Origin of the sequence: Kitasatospora kazusensis (assembly GCF_039529945.1) — a bacterium.
Classification (GTDB): Bacteria; Actinomycetota; Actinomycetes; order Streptomycetales; family Streptomycetaceae; genus Kitasatospora; species Kitasatospora kazusensis.
The window spans coordinates 12,375-29,304 of the sequence record NZ_BAAANT010000059.1 but is presented as its reverse complement, the minus strand read 5'-3'; the positions used below and the strand labels follow the sequence as shown (position 1 = coordinate 29,304).

Below are 16,930 nucleotides of genomic sequence, written 5' to 3'. Positions count from 1 at the left end.
GCCGTGACCGGCCCGGCTGGGCCGGCCGGTCACGGCCGAAAGGGTGGCGCCGGGGTCGGCACCGGTTCCGGTACCGGGTCGGAGCCTGAGTGATCAGGTGCCGGAGACGACCGAGATCTTCTGGTAGCCGGCGCCGTTGTTCACCTGGTTGAAGGAGCTCCACTTGCCGGCGTTCAGGTCACCGCTGTCGTCGTAGACCCGGTTGTCCGAGCCGAGCGCGAACAGGTGGAGGGTCGTGGTGCCGATCGCGGTGCCCGCGAGCTGCTGGTAACCGGCGGCGTTGTCGACCAGGTTGAAGGTGCTCCAGGTGTGGGCGTCGAAGTTGCCGTCCTTCTGGTAGGCGCGGTTGTCCGAGCCGAGCGCGAAGAGGTGGACCGTGTTGTTGGTGACGGCGGTGGTCAGCTGCTTGAAGCCGGCGGTGTTGTCCACCTGGTTGAAGCCGCTCCAGGTGTTGGCGGCGAAGTCGCCGTCCTTCTCGTAGATCCGGTTGTCCGAACCCAGCGCGAACAGGTGCACCGTGCTGGTGTTCGTCACGGCGGCGGTGATCTGCTGGAACCCGGCGGTGCTGTCCACCTGGTTGAAGGCGCTCCACTTGCCGGCGGCGAAGTCGCCGTCCTTCTCGTAGATGCGGTTGTCCGAACCCAGCGCGTACAGGTGGACCGTGCTGCCGATCGCGACGGCGGTGATCTGCTGGAACCCGGCGGTGCTGTCCACCTGGTTGAAGCCGCTCCACTTGCCGTCCGCGTAGTTCCCGTCGTTCTCGTAGATCCGGTTGTCCGAACCCAGCGCGTACAGGTGGACCGTGCTGCCGATCACCGTGCTGGTCACCTGCTTGAAGCCGGCCGCGTTGTCGACCAGGTTGAACCCGTTCCACTTGCCGTCCGCGTAGTTGCCGGTGTCGTCGTAGACGCGGCCGTCGGCGCCGATGGCGTAGACGTGGACGTTGGTGGAGGTCACCGGGGCGGGCGCCGGGGAGTCGTTGACGGCGTTGTCGTAGCTCCACGGCATGTAGCCGCCGGAGACCAGGGCGGAGCGCGACATGGTCGAGGTGTGGGCGACCGTGCCATAGGTCGACTCTGCGTAGATGTTCGCGGTCTGGTGGGTGCTGTCGGTCCAGCCGGCGAAGAGGACGACGTGGATGTTGTAGTTGCCGCCGTCGTACCGGTCGAGCATGTCGCCGGGCTGCAGGTTGTCGAGGCTGCCGAGCTGGGTGGCCACGCCGGGCAGGGTCACCGTGGTCAGCGAGCTGGTGAGGTGCCAGGCCATCGAGATCAGGCCGGAGCAGTCCGAGCGGTAGCTGCCGTTGCTGTCCACCCAGGGGTCGGAGTTGTTCTGGCTGTACGGCGCGCGCTCGTCCACCCAGGACTGGGCGCGGGCAAGGATCTCGCTGCGGGTGATCTGGCCGCCGGCCGTGGAGGTGCCGACCGCGTGTGCCGCAGTGGTCATCGCCATCGAACCGACCGCGCCGGAGCCGGCGATGGCGGCGGCGAGGGCGAGACGGGTGAGCTTGTGGGACAGGCGAGCCATGGGAGTCGTTCCTTCAGTCGTCAGTGGGCACAGCGAAGTTGATGGCGGGTGCGGCGCGGCGGGCGCCGGGCACTCGGAGGGTCGGTCAGTTGGTGAAGGCGGCGGTGAGGCCGATGGAGTCGGCGCCGCCGGCGGGCTCGGCCCAGCTGTTCCAGCTGCCCTTGGTGTAGTCGGCGTCGATCTCGGTGAGGCGGTTGCTGCCGTTGACGGCGAAGATGTGGTTGACGTCGGTGGCGGCCGAGGTGGCGCTGGTGAGGCGCTTGAGGCCGCTGCCGCCCATGTTCGACCAGCCGCTCCAGCCTGATCCGCCGTAGTTGCCTTCGGCGTTGTGGAGGTTGCCGTCCGTGCCGATGACATCGAGGTGGACGGTGTTGCCGAAGGCGGCGGCGGTGACGTCCAGGCCGGTGAACCCGCCCGCAGGTGTGCCCCAGCTGCCCCAGCTGCCGGTGGCGTAGTTGGCGTCGATCTCGCGGAGCTGCTTGCCGGAGTCGATGACGAAGATGTGGTTGACGTTGTCGGCGGTGGAGGCGCTGGCGAGGTGCTTGAGGTTGGTGCCGCCGTGCGCGGTCCAGCCGGTCCAGCCGCCGTTGGGGAAGGCGCCGTCGGCGTTGTACATCTGTCCGTCGGTGCCGATGGCGGCGAGGTGGACGGTGCTGCCGTTGGAGGAGGCGGAGACGGCGGTGAAGGTGCGGCCGTCGGTGATGGGCTGGAACCAGCCGGACCACTGGCCGGTGCCGTAGTTGCCGTCCTTCTCCCAGATCTGGTTGTTGCTGCCGATCGCGAAGATGCGGTTGGTGGAACCGGTGGAGGCGCTGGTGACGTCCTTGATGTTGCCGGCGCCCATGTCGCTCCAGCTGTTCCAGCCGCCGCCGGAGTAGTTGCCCTCGACGTTGTGCAGACCGCCGTCCGGGGTGAGGTCCACCAGGTGCACCGTGTTCACCGCCGCAGGCGGCACGGTCGGCGCCGGGTAGGGGTCCACGCCGTCGTTGGTGAGCCCGGCCTGCGCCGCACAGCCCCACTGGCCTGGCCCGGCGCTGCGGAGCACCTGTTCGGCTATGAGGATCTGCTGCTGTTCGGTGGCCTGGTTCGGGTACTGGGCGTACACGTCACCGTGGTAGGCCAGCCACGTGCTCTCCGAGAACTGGAGGCCGCCGTAGTACGTGTGGCTCGCGTCGATGATGCTCCAGTCGCCGCTGCTCTCGCACTGGGCGACCTTCTCCCAGGTGCTCACAGACGCAGCCGAAGCGGACCCCGCGCAGACCATGGGCAGGGCGGCGGCGAGAAGTGACGTGGCGGCAAGTGCCACCGCGGGACGCACTCGGTTGCGTGAGGGCATGACAGTCTCCTGCTCTTCGGATGATGGCGGGTCGTTACGGTGGCGCCTGGTGGCCAGGAGCCCGGCCGGCCGCTCGGCTAGGTGCTCACTGCCGGACCGGCGATGACGGAGTACCGGCACGCGCCCGGCACGGTGCCGAGGACGTGCGCGAGGAGGTCTGATGCCTGCCTTCGCGCGGCGGTGTCGGACGAGGTGCGGATGAACAGGGCGACACCCAAGCCGTGGGGCGCGCACTGCACGCGGACGTGTTCGAGTGCGTGGTGCGGGGCCGCGTGTGCCCACAACGCGTCCTGGAGGGCGGCAGCCTCGTCGCGCGTCCCGGGGGCTCCCGGCGGGCCGGCGAGCGCCAGGTGGACGAGGAGCATGCCGGTCAGTCCCAGCCGATGCCGTTGGCGACGGGGGCGCTTGCGGCCGCCGCGGCCGACGACGCCGCACCACCGTGGGCCGCGGACGCCACTGCCAGGCCGGACAGCAGGAGGGCGGCGAGCGCGACGGACAGACGGCGGGTGGTGCTGGACATGGCTGTGCCCCCGAAGTAGGTAGAGCGGATGCTGGTGAGGACCGGATCGCGGGCCGTGGACCTTGCGGTCCGCCGGGCCTTGCTGCCGTTCCGGTGAGCACCATCCTGGTCTGCCGGGAAGTCCCGCGAAAGGGCCCGGGGCGGGCAGCATGAGGACTGGCAGGATGCGGACAGGCCCCGCCCGGCCCGCGAGTAGTCGGTTGTCCGGAAGGCGGTCTCCTGAAAGGATCACGGTCGAACCGGGGTTTGATGTGTGTCTTTCGGGGGCGGGATACGTGCTGGCTGTACTGGGTTTGGACACCACGACCGAGGCTGTGTACTCGGGGATGCTCGCCGACCCCGAGGGCGGCGTCGACGACCTCTGCCGACGACTCGCGCTTCCCGAGACGTCCGTGCGCGAGGCCCTGGACAGGCTGGCCGACCTGCAGTTGCTGCGGGCCTCCCGGGACGTGGCCGGCGCGCTGCGGCCGGTCAGCCCCGCGCTCGGACTGGAGCTGATCCTGCGCCGTCAGGAGGAGGACCTCCGGCGCCGCCAGCAGGAGCTCGCCCTGAGCAAGGCCGCCGCCGCACTCGCCGTCTCCGAGTACGCCGCGCTGACACCGGGCACGACGGCCGACGGCGCCGAGCGCCTGCTGGGCCTCGACGCCATCCAGGCCAAGCTGGAGGTTCTCGCCGAAGAGGTCACCCGGGAGTGCCTGTCGGTGATGCCCGGCGGCGCCCAGTCCCAGGCCAGCCTGGATGCCTCGCGGGCCCTGGACGCCGGTGCGATGGCCCGTGGCGTCGACCTGCTGACGCTGTACCAGGACAGCGTCAGGAACGACGCTCCGACGTTCGAGTACGCCCACTGGATGACGGAGACCGGCGGCGAGGTGCGCACCTGCCCGACCCTGCCACCGCGCATGCTGATCTTCGACCGCGAAGTCGCGGTCGTTCCCATCGACCCGGCCAACACCCGCCTGGGTGCGCTGTGCACCCGCGAACCGGGCATCGTGGCGTCCCTGGTCGCCCTGTTCGACCAGACCTGGCAGACGGGCGTCCCGCTGGGCGCCGACCAGCCGCAGGAGTCCGGCTCCGGTCTCACCTCGGGCGAGCAGGAACTGCTGAAGCTCCTGGCCGCCGGCCTGACCGACGATGCGGCCGGCAAACGCCTAGGGGTGTCCGTCCGCACAGTCCGGCGCCTCATGGCGGCACTCATGGAACGTCTCGACGCGTCCAGCCGGTTCGAGGCAGGGCTCAAGGCGGCCCAGCGCGGCTGGCTCTGACCGGACGGTGCGATGGACCTGGTCGGGCGGGACTTCACCCCGTCGGCCCGGACCTGCGCTGGACCGCGGACATCACCTACGTCCCCACCGACGAGGGCTGGGTCCATCTCGCCGTCGTCCTTGATCTGTTCGAGTACGAGCGCGGTCACGCCACCGAAGCCACTGCCCGTCCCAGGGCCTTGGGGTCGGGGCCCCTGGGGCGGACTGAGGAATCGTCAACGGTACGGTGGTGCCCCCGGTCCAAGGGGGTGTCGTCGGGAGGATGGGCACGTTGCTGGGCACTTTGCTGATGGCCGCAGTCGTTGCCGTGCCGGCGTTCACCGGGGGCGTGCTGTCCACCCTCGTCGTGGTGCGGCGACGCGGAAGCAGTACCGGGACGGGCCCCGAGGCCGTCGTCGCACCCCAGCCTCCCGTCCTGTCTTCCGCCGACGCGATTCCTGCCGCAGGGACAGCACCGGTGCGGACGGCAGCCACCGAACGTCCCCTGGCGCCTGCGGACCTGCGCAGGCGGCGAGCCCGCGAGGCCGCCGAGATAGCCCGATACCGCACGGACCTCGACGCCGTCCCCTTCGACCCCGGGGCTCCCGACCCTGACCCCGCGGTCCTCGCGCAGTACCGCAGGGCGGCCACCGCCCTCGCCCGCGCCGTCAGAGCCGCCGGAGAACCGGTCGCGTCGGGCTCCTCCACCGTGGGGAGGCCGCTGGGCGAAGGCTACGGAGCGCTCTTCCGGCTCGGACAGCTCATCGGCGAGGCCGCCGAGATCAGCACGGCCATCGCCGACTACCGCGCGCAGCTCGACGCCGTCCCCGCCAATCCGGAGGCCCCCGACGCCGACCCGGCGGTGGTGGCCGAGTACCGCGAGGCGATCGCCGCCCTCTCCCGTGCCGTCAAGGTGCGCCAGGGAACCGGCAAGACGCGCCTGAACCGCGTCCTCGCCGAGATCCGTACGGGTCGCGCCGCGCTCGTCCGGCTCGACGGACGGCTGAACGCGCCCGCTTCCCCGGTCGACGCCGTACCCTCGGACGCGCCGCCACCGGAACCGGCGGTGGACGGGCGCGGCGGCTCGTAGACCCCGGCCTCCCGGGCGGCCCGGTTCGGTTTTCAGTCAGTGGGGGGCCGGAAGTCCCGTCACCCGGTGCCGGTGGCACGCGGCACCGGGTGGGCCGATGGGCCTACTTGCACGGCTTGCGGCCGTGGTCGGCCTTCTTCTTACGGCGGGACCTCTTCCTGCGCGCGCTTGGACATGGTGGTCCGGGTCTCCCCCGTGCGGTGTCAGGCCTGGACGACGAGGCGGTCGGCGAGCTTGGCGAGGCGGCGCAGCGAGCGCTCCTCGTGGACGACCTGGGCCGTCTCGGCGATGTCGCCGCCGTCGTAGTACGCGCCGTTGGTGAGCCGGAAGTCCGGCAGGCAGAGCTTCACGACGGCCGCCGCGCCCTCCGCCGCCGGGGCGCCGACCCGGCCGTACAGCGGCAGCAGGGCGGTGTCGCACAGGCCCGGGTTGACGCTGACGGCGGTGATGCCGGTGCCGTCGGGGGCCATCTCGCGGGTGTCCATGGTCAGGGCGAGTTGCGACTGCGCGTACGCGGCGACGCGGGAGTACTTCTTGACCCGGTGCGGGTCGTTCCAGTTCATCGCGGCCGTCCGGTGCAGGGAGGAGGAGACGTTGACGATGCGGGCCCGGCCGGCCGCCGAGAGCGGGGCACGGAGCAGCTTGGCGAGCAGGTGCGCGGCGAGGAAGTTGACCTGGAGCGAGACCTCGTTGCCGTCCTCGGTGAGTACGCAGCGCTCCGGGGCCATCATGGCGGCGTTGTTGACCAGCAGGTCCAGCGTCGGGAAGGCCGCCGTGACCGTCCCCGCCAGTACGGAGACCTCGTCGAGACGTGTGAAGTCCGCTGCGAACATGTGGAGTCGGTCCCGGGAGGCGCCTGCGGCGACCAGCCGGTCCAGGGCGTGTTCGCCCTCGTCGGCGGTGCGGGCGTGCACGAGGACGGTGGCGCCGTGGGCGGCGAGCAGGCGGGCGGTCTCCCAGCCGATGCCGGAGGACGCGCCGGTGACCAGGGCGGTGAGGGCAGCCCCGGCCGAAGGCCGGGGGAGGGAGGAGAGGACTGCGGACATGGCCCATCCAAGGGTGCGAGGGCACGCCGGGGTACCGGGGCGCGCGCAGGGGCGCGGCCGGGGGCCGGGGTGCGGGAGATGTACTGCACTTGGTTTCGCCGGGCCGGAGCGAGGTGCCGCGGCCGAACGGGAGAGGCGCGGGCGAGCCGGTACGGCCCGCCCGCGATGCGACCGGGATCAGCTGCGGGGAGGCAGAGCTACCGGACGGCGGGGACGACCGCGACGACGCCGAGCGCCCGCGGATGCGGCGGGCGGTCGTGGTGGCGTGTCGAGCGGTTCATGACGTTCATTCAAATACGCTGGGCGGCCGTCGGCAAGAGCGGCTCACCCGCACTGATGAAGCCTTGACGGCCTGTCATCCCCGGGTGTTCCGTACCCGGCTGGGCACGGGCAGGACCTGTGCTCGTCGAGAGGCGGTCCGCCTCCGGCCGGAGGTGGCGTCGGCCCGGGCGGGCGCGGTAGCGCCTCACCGGACGTCCGGGCCCTCTCAATGACCCGGAAACACCGCGGTCCGCAGGTGCCAGAGGTTGCGGCGGTGGAGGGCTTCCAGTTCCCGCTGGAGCATGGGCTGCGGCACCACGAGGACCGGACAGGCGGCGTGCTTCACGCAGTACGCGGTCACCGAGGACCGGAGCCCCCTCCGCAGCCGGCTGCCGCTTCCCGCCCCGACCGCCAGGACATCGCCAGGACGGTCCGCGACCCGCACCAGGGCGGGGCCCGATTCCCCCCGCACGACCTGGGCGGAGAGCCGTACACCCGAGGACGCTCCGCCGAACGCGTCGTCGAGCGCCTCGCTCAGCCTGGCGGCGGCGGCCTGCGTCCAGGCGGTGAGCAGCGGCGGGCAGGGCGCCAGGCGATAGGCCCGCTCGCCGCCCTGCGGCAGCCAGGCGAGCACGGCCAGCACCTCGGTGTCGGTACGGGCGGCCTCGTCGACGGCCCGGTGCAGAGCGGCCAGACTGCCGAGCGATCCGCTGACACCGACGACCGTCCGCCCCGCCCGCTGCATGCCGCTCCACTCGCCCGTGCCCGTCATCTCAGTTCCTCGTCTGTCCGGATGTGTCCTCAGCCAAGCTCACGGGCACCCGGCGGACGTCGTCCCTGACGCTTTCCTGACCGACGGACCGGCGATCCCAACGCATTCCTGACGGCGATCGACACGTCAAGGAATTGTCAGGAGTGGCCTTCGGACAGCCAACGAGCCGTCAGGGAGCCCGACTTCGCCACTGACCCGGCCTGGCGTCCGAGCCGGCTCCGCCCGACTCGGGCCGGGCTCGCGCTCGGCCGCCCCGGGATGTCGGATCGGTCCGTCACCGGCGACATCGGCACCCGCCCGTCAAGACCGCGACAAGTTCGCCGCCAGAGGCGTAGTACGTACGTCAAGGACCAGTGCCGGAGCGCTCGCACGGGAGTCGAATGGAGGAGTGAGCCGGCTGGGTTCCGCCGGCCGGCGGACGTCCCGGGCCGAGTGCCGGGGCGCAGGAAGGAAGCGGGCCGCCATGATGGAGAGCCTCCGGGTCGTCGTCGGTGTCAACGGGTCCCTGAGCAGTCTTGCCGCCTTGTACCGGGCGGTGGAGGAGGCCGCCCGGCGCGAGGCCGTGCTCGTCCCGGTGATCGGCTGGTCCAGCACGGAGAACGAGCGCCTTCAGCCGCTCTCGGAGCTTGAGCACATGGCGCGCAGGCGCCTGGACACCGTCTTCGAGCAGGCGTTCGGCGGCTACCCGAACGACATCGTCATCCGTCCTCTGGTGGTCCGCTCCGAGGCCGGCCCCGCCCTGGTCGCCGCCGCCGACCGAGCGAGCGACCTGCTGGTGCTCGGCAGCGGCCGCCACGGCAGACTCCATCACACCCTGCACGGCTCGGTGGCCCGCCACTGCCGCGCCCACGCGGCGTGCAAGGTGGTCGTGGTGTCGCCGTCCAAGCTCCTGGAGAGCATGGAACTCACTGCCCGCAGCGGGGCGCCGATCCCGTTCCTGGCAAGGAGTTCCCGGACTTCCCGGCGGCCCGCCGCCGCACGCTGAGGCGGTGACCGCACCCGCCGGGCTCGGGCGCGGTCCGCCCCGGCGGTTCCAGGCTCCGACCGCTCCGAGCGCTCAGGCCGCTTCGCCGCCCAGCAGCCCTCCCCGGTGCCGTCCAGCGGCGTCACACCAGGAACTGCACCACCAGGAGGTCGATCAGCTTGATCCCGACGAACGGCAGGACGAGTCCGCCCAGGCCGAAGACCCGCAGGTTGCGGGCCAGCAGGTCGGCCGCCGAGGACGGCTGGTAGCGGACTCCGCGCAGGGCGAGCGGGATCAGCCCGATGATGATCAGGGCGTTGAAAATGACCGCCGAGGTGATGGCGGAGGTCGGGCTGTGCAGCGCCATGATGTTGAGGTCGCGCAGCCCGGGATACGCGTGCCCGAACATGGCGGGGATGATCGCGAAGTACTTGGCCACGTCGTTGGCGATCGAGAAGGTGGTCAACGCTCCTCGGGTGATGAGGAGTTGCTTGCCGATCCGGACGATCTCGATCAGCTTGGTCGGGTTGGAGTCCAGGTCCACCATGTTCCCGGCCTCCTTGGCGGCGGAGGTGCCGGTGTTCATCGCCACGCCCACGTCCGCCTGGGCCAGGGCCGGAGCGTCGTTGGTGCCGTCGCCGGTCATGGCGACCATTTTGCCGGCCGCCTGCTCCCGCTTGATCAGTTCGAGTTTGTCCTCGGGGGTGGCCTCGGCAAGGAAGTCGTCCACGCCCGCCTCCTCCGCGATCGCCTTCGCCGTCAGCGGGTTGTCGCCGGTGACCATCACCGTGCGGATGCCCATCCGGCGCAGCTCCGCGAAGCGCTCCCGGATGCCGTCCTTGACCACGTCCTTCAACTGCACCACCCCGAGCACCCGGGCGCCGTACCGGTCGTGGACGGCCACCAGCAGCGGTGTGCCCCCGTTCGCCGCGATGAGGTCGGCCGCCTCCAGGACCTCGCCCGCCACCAGCCCGCCGCGCTCGTACACCCAGACCGAGATCGCCGATGCGGCGCCCTTGCGCACCTGCACCGTCCAGGCGCCGGGCTGGTTGAGGTCGACCCCGCTCATCCGGGTCTGTGCGCTGAACGGGACGAACTCCAGCCGGCCGAGCTCGCCCTCGGCGCGTTCGCGCAGTCCGTAGCGCTTGGCGAGCACCACGACGGAGCGGCCCTCGGGGGTCTCGTCCGCGAGACTCGACAGCTGCGCACCCTCGGCGAGCTGCATCTCGGGCACCCCGGGGGCGGGCAGGAAGCGAACGGCCTGCCGGTTGCCGAAGGTGATCGTGCCGGTCTTGTCCAGCAGCAGCGTGTCGACGTCACCCGCCGCCTCCACCGCCCGGCCGGACATCGCCAGTACGTTGCGCTGCACCAGCCGGTCCATGCCCGCGATGCCGATCGCGGAGAGCAGCGCGCCGATCGTCGTCGGGATCAGCGCCACCAGCAGCGCGACCAGCACCGGAGTCGACTGCTCGGCGCCCGCGTAGATGGCGAACGGCTGGAGGGTGACCACACTGAGGATGAAGACGACGGTGAGCGAGGCGAGCAGCAGGTTGAGCGCGATCTCGTTCGGCGTCTTCTTGCGCTCCGCGCCCTCGACCAGCGCGATCATGCGGTCGATGAAGGTGCGCCCGGGCTTGGAGGTGATCCGCACGACGATCCGGTCGGACAGCACCTTCGTACCGCCGGTCACCGCGCACCGGTCGCCGCCGGCCTCGCGGACCACCGGCGCGGACTCCCCCGTGATCGCCGACTCGTCGACCGCGGCGATGCCTTCGACCACGTCGCCGTCGCCGGGGATCGTCTCCCCCGCCTCCACCACCACGAAGTCCTGCATCTGCAGGTGCTCGGCAGGCACCCGCTCCTCCTCGTACCGCTCCAGGCCGATCCGCCAACTGCGCAGGCGCCGCGCCGTGGTGCCGGTCCTGGCCCGGCGCAGCGACTCCGCCTGTGCCTTGCCACGGCCCTCGGCCACCGCCTCGGCGAGGTTGGCGAAGACCACCGTCAGCCAGAGCCAGCCGCTGATCAGCCAGGCGAACCAGCTCGGCTCCAGCACCGCCGAGAGGGTGGTGAGCAGCGAGCCGACCTCGACCACGAACATCACCGGATTGCGCACCATCAGCCTCGGGTGCAGCTTGCGCACCGCCTCCGGGAAGGCCTCGACCAGTTGTCTGGGGTCGAGGATGGCGCTGGTCCCACGAGGCCGCCGGTCGAGCGGCGGCGGTTCGGGCGTGACGATCGTGTCCGGGGCGGTCTCTGAGGCGAGCGGAAGCATGCGGCGGACCTTCTCAGGCTTGGGCCGGAACGGGAGGCCGGCCCTGCGGCCGGCAGCTCAGCGAACCCTGCCCGGGGCGCCCAGGCCGGTGGCTCTGACGGCATCCTGATGCCGGGCCGGCGATCCCTGACGGAGCGCTTACGGACCAGGACCCGTCGGACCGGCGGCCGTCCGGGCGGCAGGGCGGCAGGGCGGCAGGGCGCCGCTGCCGGTGGTGAGGGGGATGACCGGGCGGGCCGGTCGGGCGTTCCGGCAACGTCAACGAGCCGTCAGAAGTGCGTCAGGGGAAGGGGAGAGATGCCGAAGGCGGCCCTAGCATCCGGAAGGTCGTCCTCCGCGGACGAATCTCGTCCGACCCAATGATCGGGGTAGCTCCACCCATGCACGCTCTCTCACACCGCCGCAGCACGCTCGTCCGACGCACGCTCGTCCGACGCACCGTCGCGGGCACCGTGTTGTCCGCGCTGGCCGTCACGGGCCTGGCGGCCGCCCCGCAGCGGGCTGCCGCCGCCGACTGCTCGGGGCAGTCCACCGTCGGTGGCGGCAACTGCACCACGGCCCTCATCAGCGCCGTGGGCGACGAACTCAGGCTCTTCGTCAACGCGGCCCACATCGCGAAGTCGGACAATGCGCGCTTCACCCAGGACGCGGCCGGGAAGCTGAGCGCCCTGGCGCCCGGCTACAACATCATGGTGTTCAAGTACGACGGTACCGACGCCTACGACACCAAGTGGTTCAACAACCCCTACACCGCTGACATGAACGCGGTCGTGGTCGACACCACCGTCAAGCTGGAGCACCACGACTCGGAGGGCGGCCCGCTCGGCTACGACGACTTCCGGATCTGGGTCTTCGCGGGCGACTCGACCTTCACCAACATGGGCGACGGCGGCTACGTGAACTGGGCCTTCGTCGGCAACGACGGCGACCGCAGCGTCGTCCGCCACCGCTCGTGCGGGTGGGTCGCCTGCGACCACACCGACCGGATCATCCACTTCCCCGGCCGGACCGTCCCGGGCGTCACCGTGGGCGTTCCGGCCGATCCCGGTGTCCCGGCCACCCCCGGCACCCCGATCACCGTCCCCGGCGTCCCGAAGGACCCCGGTACCCCGCTCAACCCCGGCGTCCCGGGGACTCCGGGCAAGCCGCTCAACCCCGGCACGCCCGCCGGCGGCATCAGCGGCACGCTCCACCCCCGGGTGAAGAACGGGCAGGGCGTCGTCTCCACCGGCTCGACCACGGGCGCGGCGGTCATAGCCGGAGGCAGCAACGGCAAGGACTCCGCCTGGCTGTTCAGCTCCGTCGGCGGCGGCCGCTACAAGATCACCAACGCGAGCACCGGCCTGGCCCTCACCGAGAACACCCGCACGTACCTCGCCGAGACCCGGCCCTGGAACGGCGCCGACGAGCAGAAGTGGGAGATCGCCGGCCTGGGCGGCGGCCGGTACCGGATCCGGATCAGTACCGACGACTGCCTGGCCTTCGACGAGAGCGCCAAGGCGCTCGGGGTGTGGACCTGCGACGGCTCCTGGCAGCAGCAGTGGAGCCTCCAGTCCTGAGCGAGGACCGGGCAGCCCGCCCCCGCCGGTCCGGGACCACCGTCAACACCGTGTCAGGAGACGGGTCTTCTGGATCAAGGAGCCGTCAGGGGCGGGCCCTGGCGCCGAGCGGACGGGAATAGCGTCACTACTGCGCCCCTCGCGGCCCGGTCGCGGGGACCCGGCGCAGCACCCACCGCACCACCCCTGTGGAGGAACGCCATGCACCAGCGTCGACACGCCGAGGATCCCGTGCCCTCTCAACGCGTCCCGGCCGGATATCTGCTCGTGCCCGTCCGGTCGGGTCCGCTGGGCCACGCCGCCCGGCTCTTCCGCACGCCCCTCGGTGACCGCACAGCGCTCGCCTTCACCACCGAACAGCACCTGCGGGCCGCACTCGGCCCCGCGCAGCCCTGGATCGCCCTCGCCGAGCCCGCCCTGCGCGCCCTCACCGAACCGCTGGGCGTCACGACGCTCACCGTCGACCCCCGGTTCGTCGCCCCGGCCGCCCGCCCGCTCCCTCCGCACGACGTCCACGCCTCCCGCGCGCAGCGGCCCTCCGAGCCACGCCCGTGGGCTCCGGTCGCAGCCACCCCGCAGCCGAGCGGAACCCGCACCCCGTAACCCTGCCGGGCCACCCGTGAACGCCTCCGGACAGCCGCCGCTCGGCACACTGCACCTGGCCTGCGCCGACGAGTACGAGCTGCGCGAGGTCGTCGCCGGACTCCGCCGGGCCGGAGCAGCTCATATCCAGGTCGAGCTGGTCCTGCGCAGACTCGTCCCCGGCACCGTCCGAGCCCCCGGGGCCGTCCAGTCCCCCTGCACCGCCCAGGCCCCCGGAGCCGTTCCTCCTCCCACCGCGACCATGGCAAGGAGTGCCGTCGCATGACCCTCACACCCGTCCTCTCCCTCCCCCACCCCCACGCCCGCCGGACCGGCACCGCCGTCGGCAGCCCGTGGCCGGCCTCCGCCCGCGCGGGGGCGAACGGCGGACTGACGGTCGGCGGGGTCGGCCTCGCCGACGCCGCCGACCGGTTCGGCACCCCCCTCTACGTCCTGGACGAGCACGAGGTCCGCGCCCGGGCCCGGGCCTACCGCACGGCCCTCCCGGACACCGAGGTGCTGTACGCCGCCAAGGCGTTCCTGAGCAGCACGCTCGTCCACTGGATCGAGGAGGAGGGTCTCGGCCTCGACGTCTGCTCGGAGGGCGAACTGCGGCTGGCGGCAGCGGCGGGCTTCCCGCCCGAGCGCATCCTCCTGCACGGCAACGCCAAGAGCCCCGACGAGCTGCGCCTCGCCCGGCGCCTGCGGGTCGGCCGGATCGTCATCGACAACCTCGCCGAGATCCCCCGGCTCGCCGCCCTCACCGTCGCGGACGCACCGCAGCGCGTCCTGGTCAGGGTCGTGCCCGGAGTGGCCGCCGGGCATCACGAGGCCGTCCGCACCGGCATCGCCGGCCAGAAGTTCGGCTTCCCGGTCGAGGGCGGCGACGCGATGGAGGCCGTCCGGCGCGTCCTGGCGCAGCCGGGCCTGGTCCTCGGCGGGCTGCACTGCCATCTGGGCTCCCAGATCGGCTCCGTCGAGCCGTACCTGACCGCCGTCGAGCGCCTGGCGGAGCTGCTGGCCGGGATCCGCGACGAGTGCGGCGTCCAGCTGCCCGAACTCGACCTCGGCGGCGGGCACGGCATCGCCTACCGTCCGGGGGACGAGGCGCTCGACCCGGCGGAGTTCGGCGCGCTCGTTCCCGCCCGGCTCGCCGAGGAGTGCGGGCGCCACGGCCTTTCGGTGCCCCGCCTGCTGGTCGAGCCGGGGCGCGCGGTGACCGGGCCCGCCGGTGTCGCGGTCTACCGGGTGCTCAGCGTCAAGCACGGCGCCGACGGCCGGGTCTTCGCCGCCGTCGACGGCGGTATGAGCGACAACCCGCGCCCGGCCCTCTACGGTGCCCGGTACTCGGTCCGCCCGGTCGGCCGGACCACCACCGGCGCCACGCAGCAGGTCGACGTGGTCGGCCGCCACTGCGAGGCCGGCGACGTCCTGGTCCGCGGCGCCCGCCTGCCGGCCGACCTCCGGCCCGGCGACCTGCTCGCCGTCCCCGCCGCGGGTGCCTACCAGCTCTCGATGGCCTCCGGCTACAACCTGGTCGGCCGGCCCGCCGTGGTGGCCGTCCGGGACGGCCACGCCCGCCTGCTGATCCGCCGCGAGACCGTCGAGGATTTCCGCGCCCGCGAGATCTTCCACTGAGCGACCCGCCCGCCGCACCTGACGAGGCCTCACGAAGGCGGTGTCCCCTGACGGTCCCGGCGGCGGTGCCGCACGCCTACCGGGCGTTCCGCCACAAGATCGGTATCGTCCGCTCCGAGGCACCATGCCTGCAGGTGAGCAGCCCGTGCGGAGGAGGACCACCATGGCCGAGCCCGACCCCGCCACCCAGTCACCCGAGGTCAGGCACCCGGGCGCCCACGACTCGGCGCGCCTCGCCGTGGTGGTCGGCGCCCTGGGGGTGGTCTTCGGCGACATCGGGACCAGTCCGATCTACACCCTCCAGACCGTGTTCAACCCGGACGACCCGCACCCCGTCCCGGTCTCCACGGACAACGTGTACGGCGTGGTGTCGCTGGTCTTCTGGTCGGTGGTGATCATCGTCCTGGTCACCTACGTGCTGCTCGCGATGCGCGCCGACAACGACGGCGAGGGCGGCATCATGGCGTTGATCACCCTGCTCCGGCGGTCCGCCGCACAGCGCAGCCGCCGTACCACCGCCGTGCTGGCCGCGCTCGGCATCTTCGGCGCGTCCCTGTTCTTCGGCGACAGCATGATCACGCCGGCGATGTCGGTGCTCTCCGCCGTCGAGGGGCTCAAGGTCGTCGAACCCTCGCTGGCGGACGCCGTGGTGCCGCTCACCGCGGCGATCGTCGCGGTGCTCTTCCTGGTGCAGCGCCGGGGCACCGCGGCGGTCGGCCAGGTGTTCGGCCCGGTGATGATCGTCTGGTTCGTGGTCATCGGGGTCTGCGGGGTGCGCGGCATCGTCGACCACCCGCAGATCCTGCGGGCCCTGTGGCCGAGCTACGCCCTGTCCTTCCTGGCCGGCCACTTCGGCACCGCGTTCTTCGCGCTGGCCGCGGTGGTCCTCTCGGTCACCGGCGCCGAGGCGCTCTACGCCGACATGGGTCACTTCGGCCGCCGCGCGATCACCCGGGGCTGGCTGTTCGCGGTCTTCCCGGCCTGTGTCCTCAGCTACCTCGGGCAGGGCGCGCTGATCCTCGCCGACCCGGCCAACATCAGCAGCCCGTTCTTCCTGCTCGTACCCGGCTGGGGCCGGTGGCCGATGATCCTGCTGGCCACGGCGGCCACGGTGATCGCCTCCCAGGCCGTCATCACCGGCGCGTACTCGGTCGCCTCCCAGGCCGCCCAGCTCGGCTACCTGCCGAGGCTGCGGATCGCCTACACCTCCGAATCGACCATGGGTCAGATCTACGTCCCCTGGATCAACTGGCTGCTGATGGTCTCCGTCCTCACCCTGGTCTTCGCCTTCCGCAGCTCCGCCGCCCTCGCCTTCGCCTTCGGCATGGCCGTCACCGGCACCATCACCATCACCACCCTGCTCTTCTTCTACGTGGCCCGGGCCCGCTGGCACACGCCGGTCTGGCTGGTGGCCGTCGGCGGCGCCCTGCTGCTCACGGTGGACCTGCTCTTCGTCGCGGCCAACGCCACCAAGCTCCTGCACGGCGCCTGGCTGCCGCTGCTGATCGGCCTCACCGCCTTCACCGTCATGACCACCTGGCAGCGCGGCCGGGAGATCGTCACGGCGGAGCGGGCCCGCCACGAAGGCCCGCTGCGCCAGTTCGTCGACCGCCTGCACACCGGCGAGCTGCCGGCGATCCGGGTCCCCGGCACCGCCGTGTTCCTGAACCGGGGCGACCTGACCGCGCCGCTCGCCATGCGGGCCAACGTGGAGCACAACCACGTCCGGCACGAGCAGGTGGTGATCCTCTCCATCGAGACCGACACCCTGCCCCGCGTCACCACCGACCGGCGGGTCCTGGTCGACGACCTCGGGTACGCCGAGGACGGGATCATCCACGTCACCGCCCGCTTCGGCTACATGGAGACCCCGGACGTGCCCGGCACCCTGGCCCTGCTCGCCCCGGCCGACACCGAGGGCCCGGTGGACCTCGGCCAGGCGTCCTACTTCCTGTCCACGATCGAGCTCCGCCGTGGCAAGGAGCCGACCATGGCCCCCTGGCGCAAGCGCCTGTTCATCGCCACCTCGTACATCACCGCCGACGCCGCCGAGTACTTCGCCCTCCCCCGCGACCGCACGATCATCATGGGATCGCACATCGACGTGTGAGGCCCCGCCGTT

General features: G+C 71.9%; 15 protein-coding genes. 8 read left to right on the top strand and 7 right to left on the bottom strand.

What is annotated here, in order from left to right; genetic code table 11:
• Positions 1-93: 93 nt before the first annotated feature.
• The 4 genes from ABD330_RS29625 to ABD330_RS29610 form a co-directional block, all read right to left on the bottom strand.
• Complete coding sequence (locus ABD330_RS29625) at positions 94-1,527, bottom strand: DUF8189 domain-containing protein (protein WP_344469304.1); 1,434 nt, start codon at positions 1,525-1,527, stop codon at positions 94-96.
• Positions 1,528-1,612: 85 nt separating this feature from the next.
• On the bottom strand, positions 1,613-2,758 hold the full coding sequence (locus tag ABD330_RS29620; RefSeq protein WP_344469301.1) for a transglycosylase family protein: 1,146 nt from the start codon (positions 2,756-2,758) through the stop codon (positions 1,613-1,615).
• 182 nt (positions 2,759-2,940) lie between these two features.
• Positions 2,941-3,228: a hypothetical protein gene (locus ABD330_RS29615; RefSeq protein ID WP_344469299.1), complete on the bottom strand. Its 288-nt coding sequence runs from the start codon at positions 3,226-3,228 to the stop codon at positions 2,941-2,943.
• A 5-nt stretch (positions 3,229-3,233) separates the two neighbouring features.
• Positions 3,234-3,383, bottom strand: a complete 150-nt coding sequence (locus ABD330_RS29610; protein WP_344469297.1) for a hypothetical protein — start codon at positions 3,381-3,383, stop codon at positions 3,234-3,236.
• A gap of 275 nt (positions 3,384-3,658) precedes the next feature.
• Between ABD330_RS29610 and ABD330_RS29605 the strand changes: the two genes are divergently transcribed.
• Positions 3,659-4,645: a helix-turn-helix transcriptional regulator gene (locus ABD330_RS29605; protein ID WP_344469295.1), complete on the top strand. Its 987-nt coding sequence runs from the start codon at positions 3,659-3,661 to the stop codon at positions 4,643-4,645.
• A 271-nt stretch (positions 4,646-4,916) separates the two neighbouring features.
• Complete coding sequence (locus ABD330_RS29600) at positions 4,917-5,714, top strand: hypothetical protein (RefSeq protein WP_344469293.1); 798 nt, start codon at positions 4,917-4,919, stop codon at positions 5,712-5,714.
• 203 nt (positions 5,715-5,917) lie between these two features.
• Here ABD330_RS29600 and ABD330_RS29595 read toward each other — a convergent pair whose 3' ends face one another.
• Both ABD330_RS29595 and ABD330_RS29590 read right to left on the bottom strand, forming a co-directional pair.
• Positions 5,918-6,760, bottom strand: a complete 843-nt coding sequence (locus ABD330_RS29595) for an SDR family NAD(P)-dependent oxidoreductase (protein WP_344469291.1) — start codon at positions 6,758-6,760, stop codon at positions 5,918-5,920.
• Positions 6,761-7,247: 487 nt separating this feature from the next.
• Positions 7,248-7,793 carry a universal stress protein gene (locus ABD330_RS29590; protein WP_344469289.1) on the bottom strand — a complete coding sequence of 182 codons (546 nt, stop codon included), beginning with the start codon at positions 7,791-7,793 and terminating at the stop codon, positions 7,248-7,250.
• Between the two features lie 463 nt (positions 7,794-8,256).
• Between ABD330_RS29590 and ABD330_RS29585 the strand changes: the two genes are divergently transcribed.
• A complete protein-coding gene (locus ABD330_RS29585; RefSeq protein WP_344469287.1) occupies positions 8,257-8,778 on the top strand; it encodes a universal stress protein in 522 nt (173 codons plus the stop codon).
• Between the two features lie 121 nt (positions 8,779-8,899).
• Here the strand turns inward: ABD330_RS29585 and kdpB are convergent, their stop codons facing one another.
• Positions 8,900-11,029 (bottom strand): potassium-transporting ATPase subunit KdpB, encoded by a 2,130-nt coding sequence (kdpB, locus tag ABD330_RS29580; RefSeq protein ID WP_344469285.1) that lies wholly within the window; start codon positions 11,027-11,029, stop codon positions 8,900-8,902.
• Between the two features lie 380 nt (positions 11,030-11,409).
• Here kdpB and ABD330_RS29575 point away from each other — a divergent pair, with 380 nt between their 5' ends.
• The 5 genes from ABD330_RS29575 (at position 11,410) to ABD330_RS29555 (ending at position 16,918) form a co-directional block, all read left to right on the top strand.
• Positions 11,410-12,588 carry an RICIN domain-containing protein gene (locus ABD330_RS29575; protein WP_344469283.1) on the top strand — a complete coding sequence of 393 codons (1,179 nt, stop codon included), beginning with the start codon at positions 11,410-11,412 and terminating at the stop codon, positions 12,586-12,588.
• Positions 12,589-12,789: 201 nt separating this feature from the next.
• A complete protein-coding gene (locus ABD330_RS29570; RefSeq protein WP_344469281.1) occupies positions 12,790-13,191 on the top strand; it encodes an SAV_915 family protein in 402 nt (133 codons plus the stop codon).
• A gap of 16 nt (positions 13,192-13,207) precedes the next feature.
• Positions 13,208-13,456: a hypothetical protein gene (locus tag ABD330_RS29565; protein WP_344469279.1), complete on the top strand. Its 249-nt coding sequence runs from the start codon at positions 13,208-13,210 to the stop codon at positions 13,454-13,456.
• On the top strand, positions 13,453-14,808 hold the full coding sequence (lysA, locus tag ABD330_RS29560) for a diaminopimelate decarboxylase (protein ID WP_344469277.1): 1,356 nt from the start codon (positions 13,453-13,455) through the stop codon (positions 14,806-14,808). Before ABD330_RS29565 ends, lysA begins: the two co-directional genes overlap by 4 nt.
• A gap of 163 nt (positions 14,809-14,971) precedes the next feature.
• Entirely contained in the window at positions 14,972-16,918 is a 1,947-nt protein-coding gene (locus ABD330_RS29555) for a potassium transporter Kup (RefSeq protein WP_344469275.1), read from the top strand.
• Positions 16,919-16,930 lie beyond the last annotated feature (12 nt).

Excerpts from the sequence above, each read along its gene's own strand:
- ABD330_RS29625 (WP_344469304.1), bottom strand. The coding sequence starts at position 1,527 with ATGGCTCGCCTGTCCCACAAGCTCACCCGTCTCGCCCTCGCCGCCGCC.
- ABD330_RS29615 (WP_344469299.1), bottom strand. The coding sequence starts at position 3,228 with ATGCTCCTCGTCCACCTGGCGCTCGCCGGCCCGCCGGGAGCCCCCGGG.
- ABD330_RS29610 (WP_344469297.1), bottom strand. The coding sequence starts at position 3,383 with ATGTCCAGCACCACCCGCCGTCTGTCCGTCGCGCTCGCCGCCCTCCTG.
- ABD330_RS29595 (WP_344469291.1), bottom strand. The coding sequence starts at position 6,760 with ATGTCCGCAGTCCTCTCCTCCCTCCCCCGGCCTTCGGCCGGGGCTGCC.
- ABD330_RS29590 (WP_344469289.1), bottom strand. The coding sequence starts at position 7,793 with ATGACGGGCACGGGCGAGTGGAGCGGCATGCAGCGGGCGGGGCGGACG.
- ABD330_RS29585 (WP_344469287.1), top strand. The coding sequence starts at position 8,257 with ATGATGGAGAGCCTCCGGGTCGTCGTCGGTGTCAACGGGTCCCTGAGC.
- kdpB (WP_344469285.1), bottom strand. The coding sequence starts at position 11,029 with ATGCTTCCGCTCGCCTCAGAGACCGCCCCGGACACGATCGTCACGCCC.
- ABD330_RS29575 (WP_344469283.1), top strand. The coding sequence starts at position 11,410 with ATGCACGCTCTCTCACACCGCCGCAGCACGCTCGTCCGACGCACGCTC.
- ABD330_RS29570 (WP_344469281.1), top strand. The coding sequence starts at position 12,790 with ATGCACCAGCGTCGACACGCCGAGGATCCCGTGCCCTCTCAACGCGTC.
- lysA (WP_344469277.1), top strand. The coding sequence starts at position 13,453 with ATGACCCTCACACCCGTCCTCTCCCTCCCCCACCCCCACGCCCGCCGG.
- ABD330_RS29555 (WP_344469275.1), top strand. The coding sequence starts at position 14,972 with ATGGCCGAGCCCGACCCCGCCACCCAGTCACCCGAGGTCAGGCACCCG.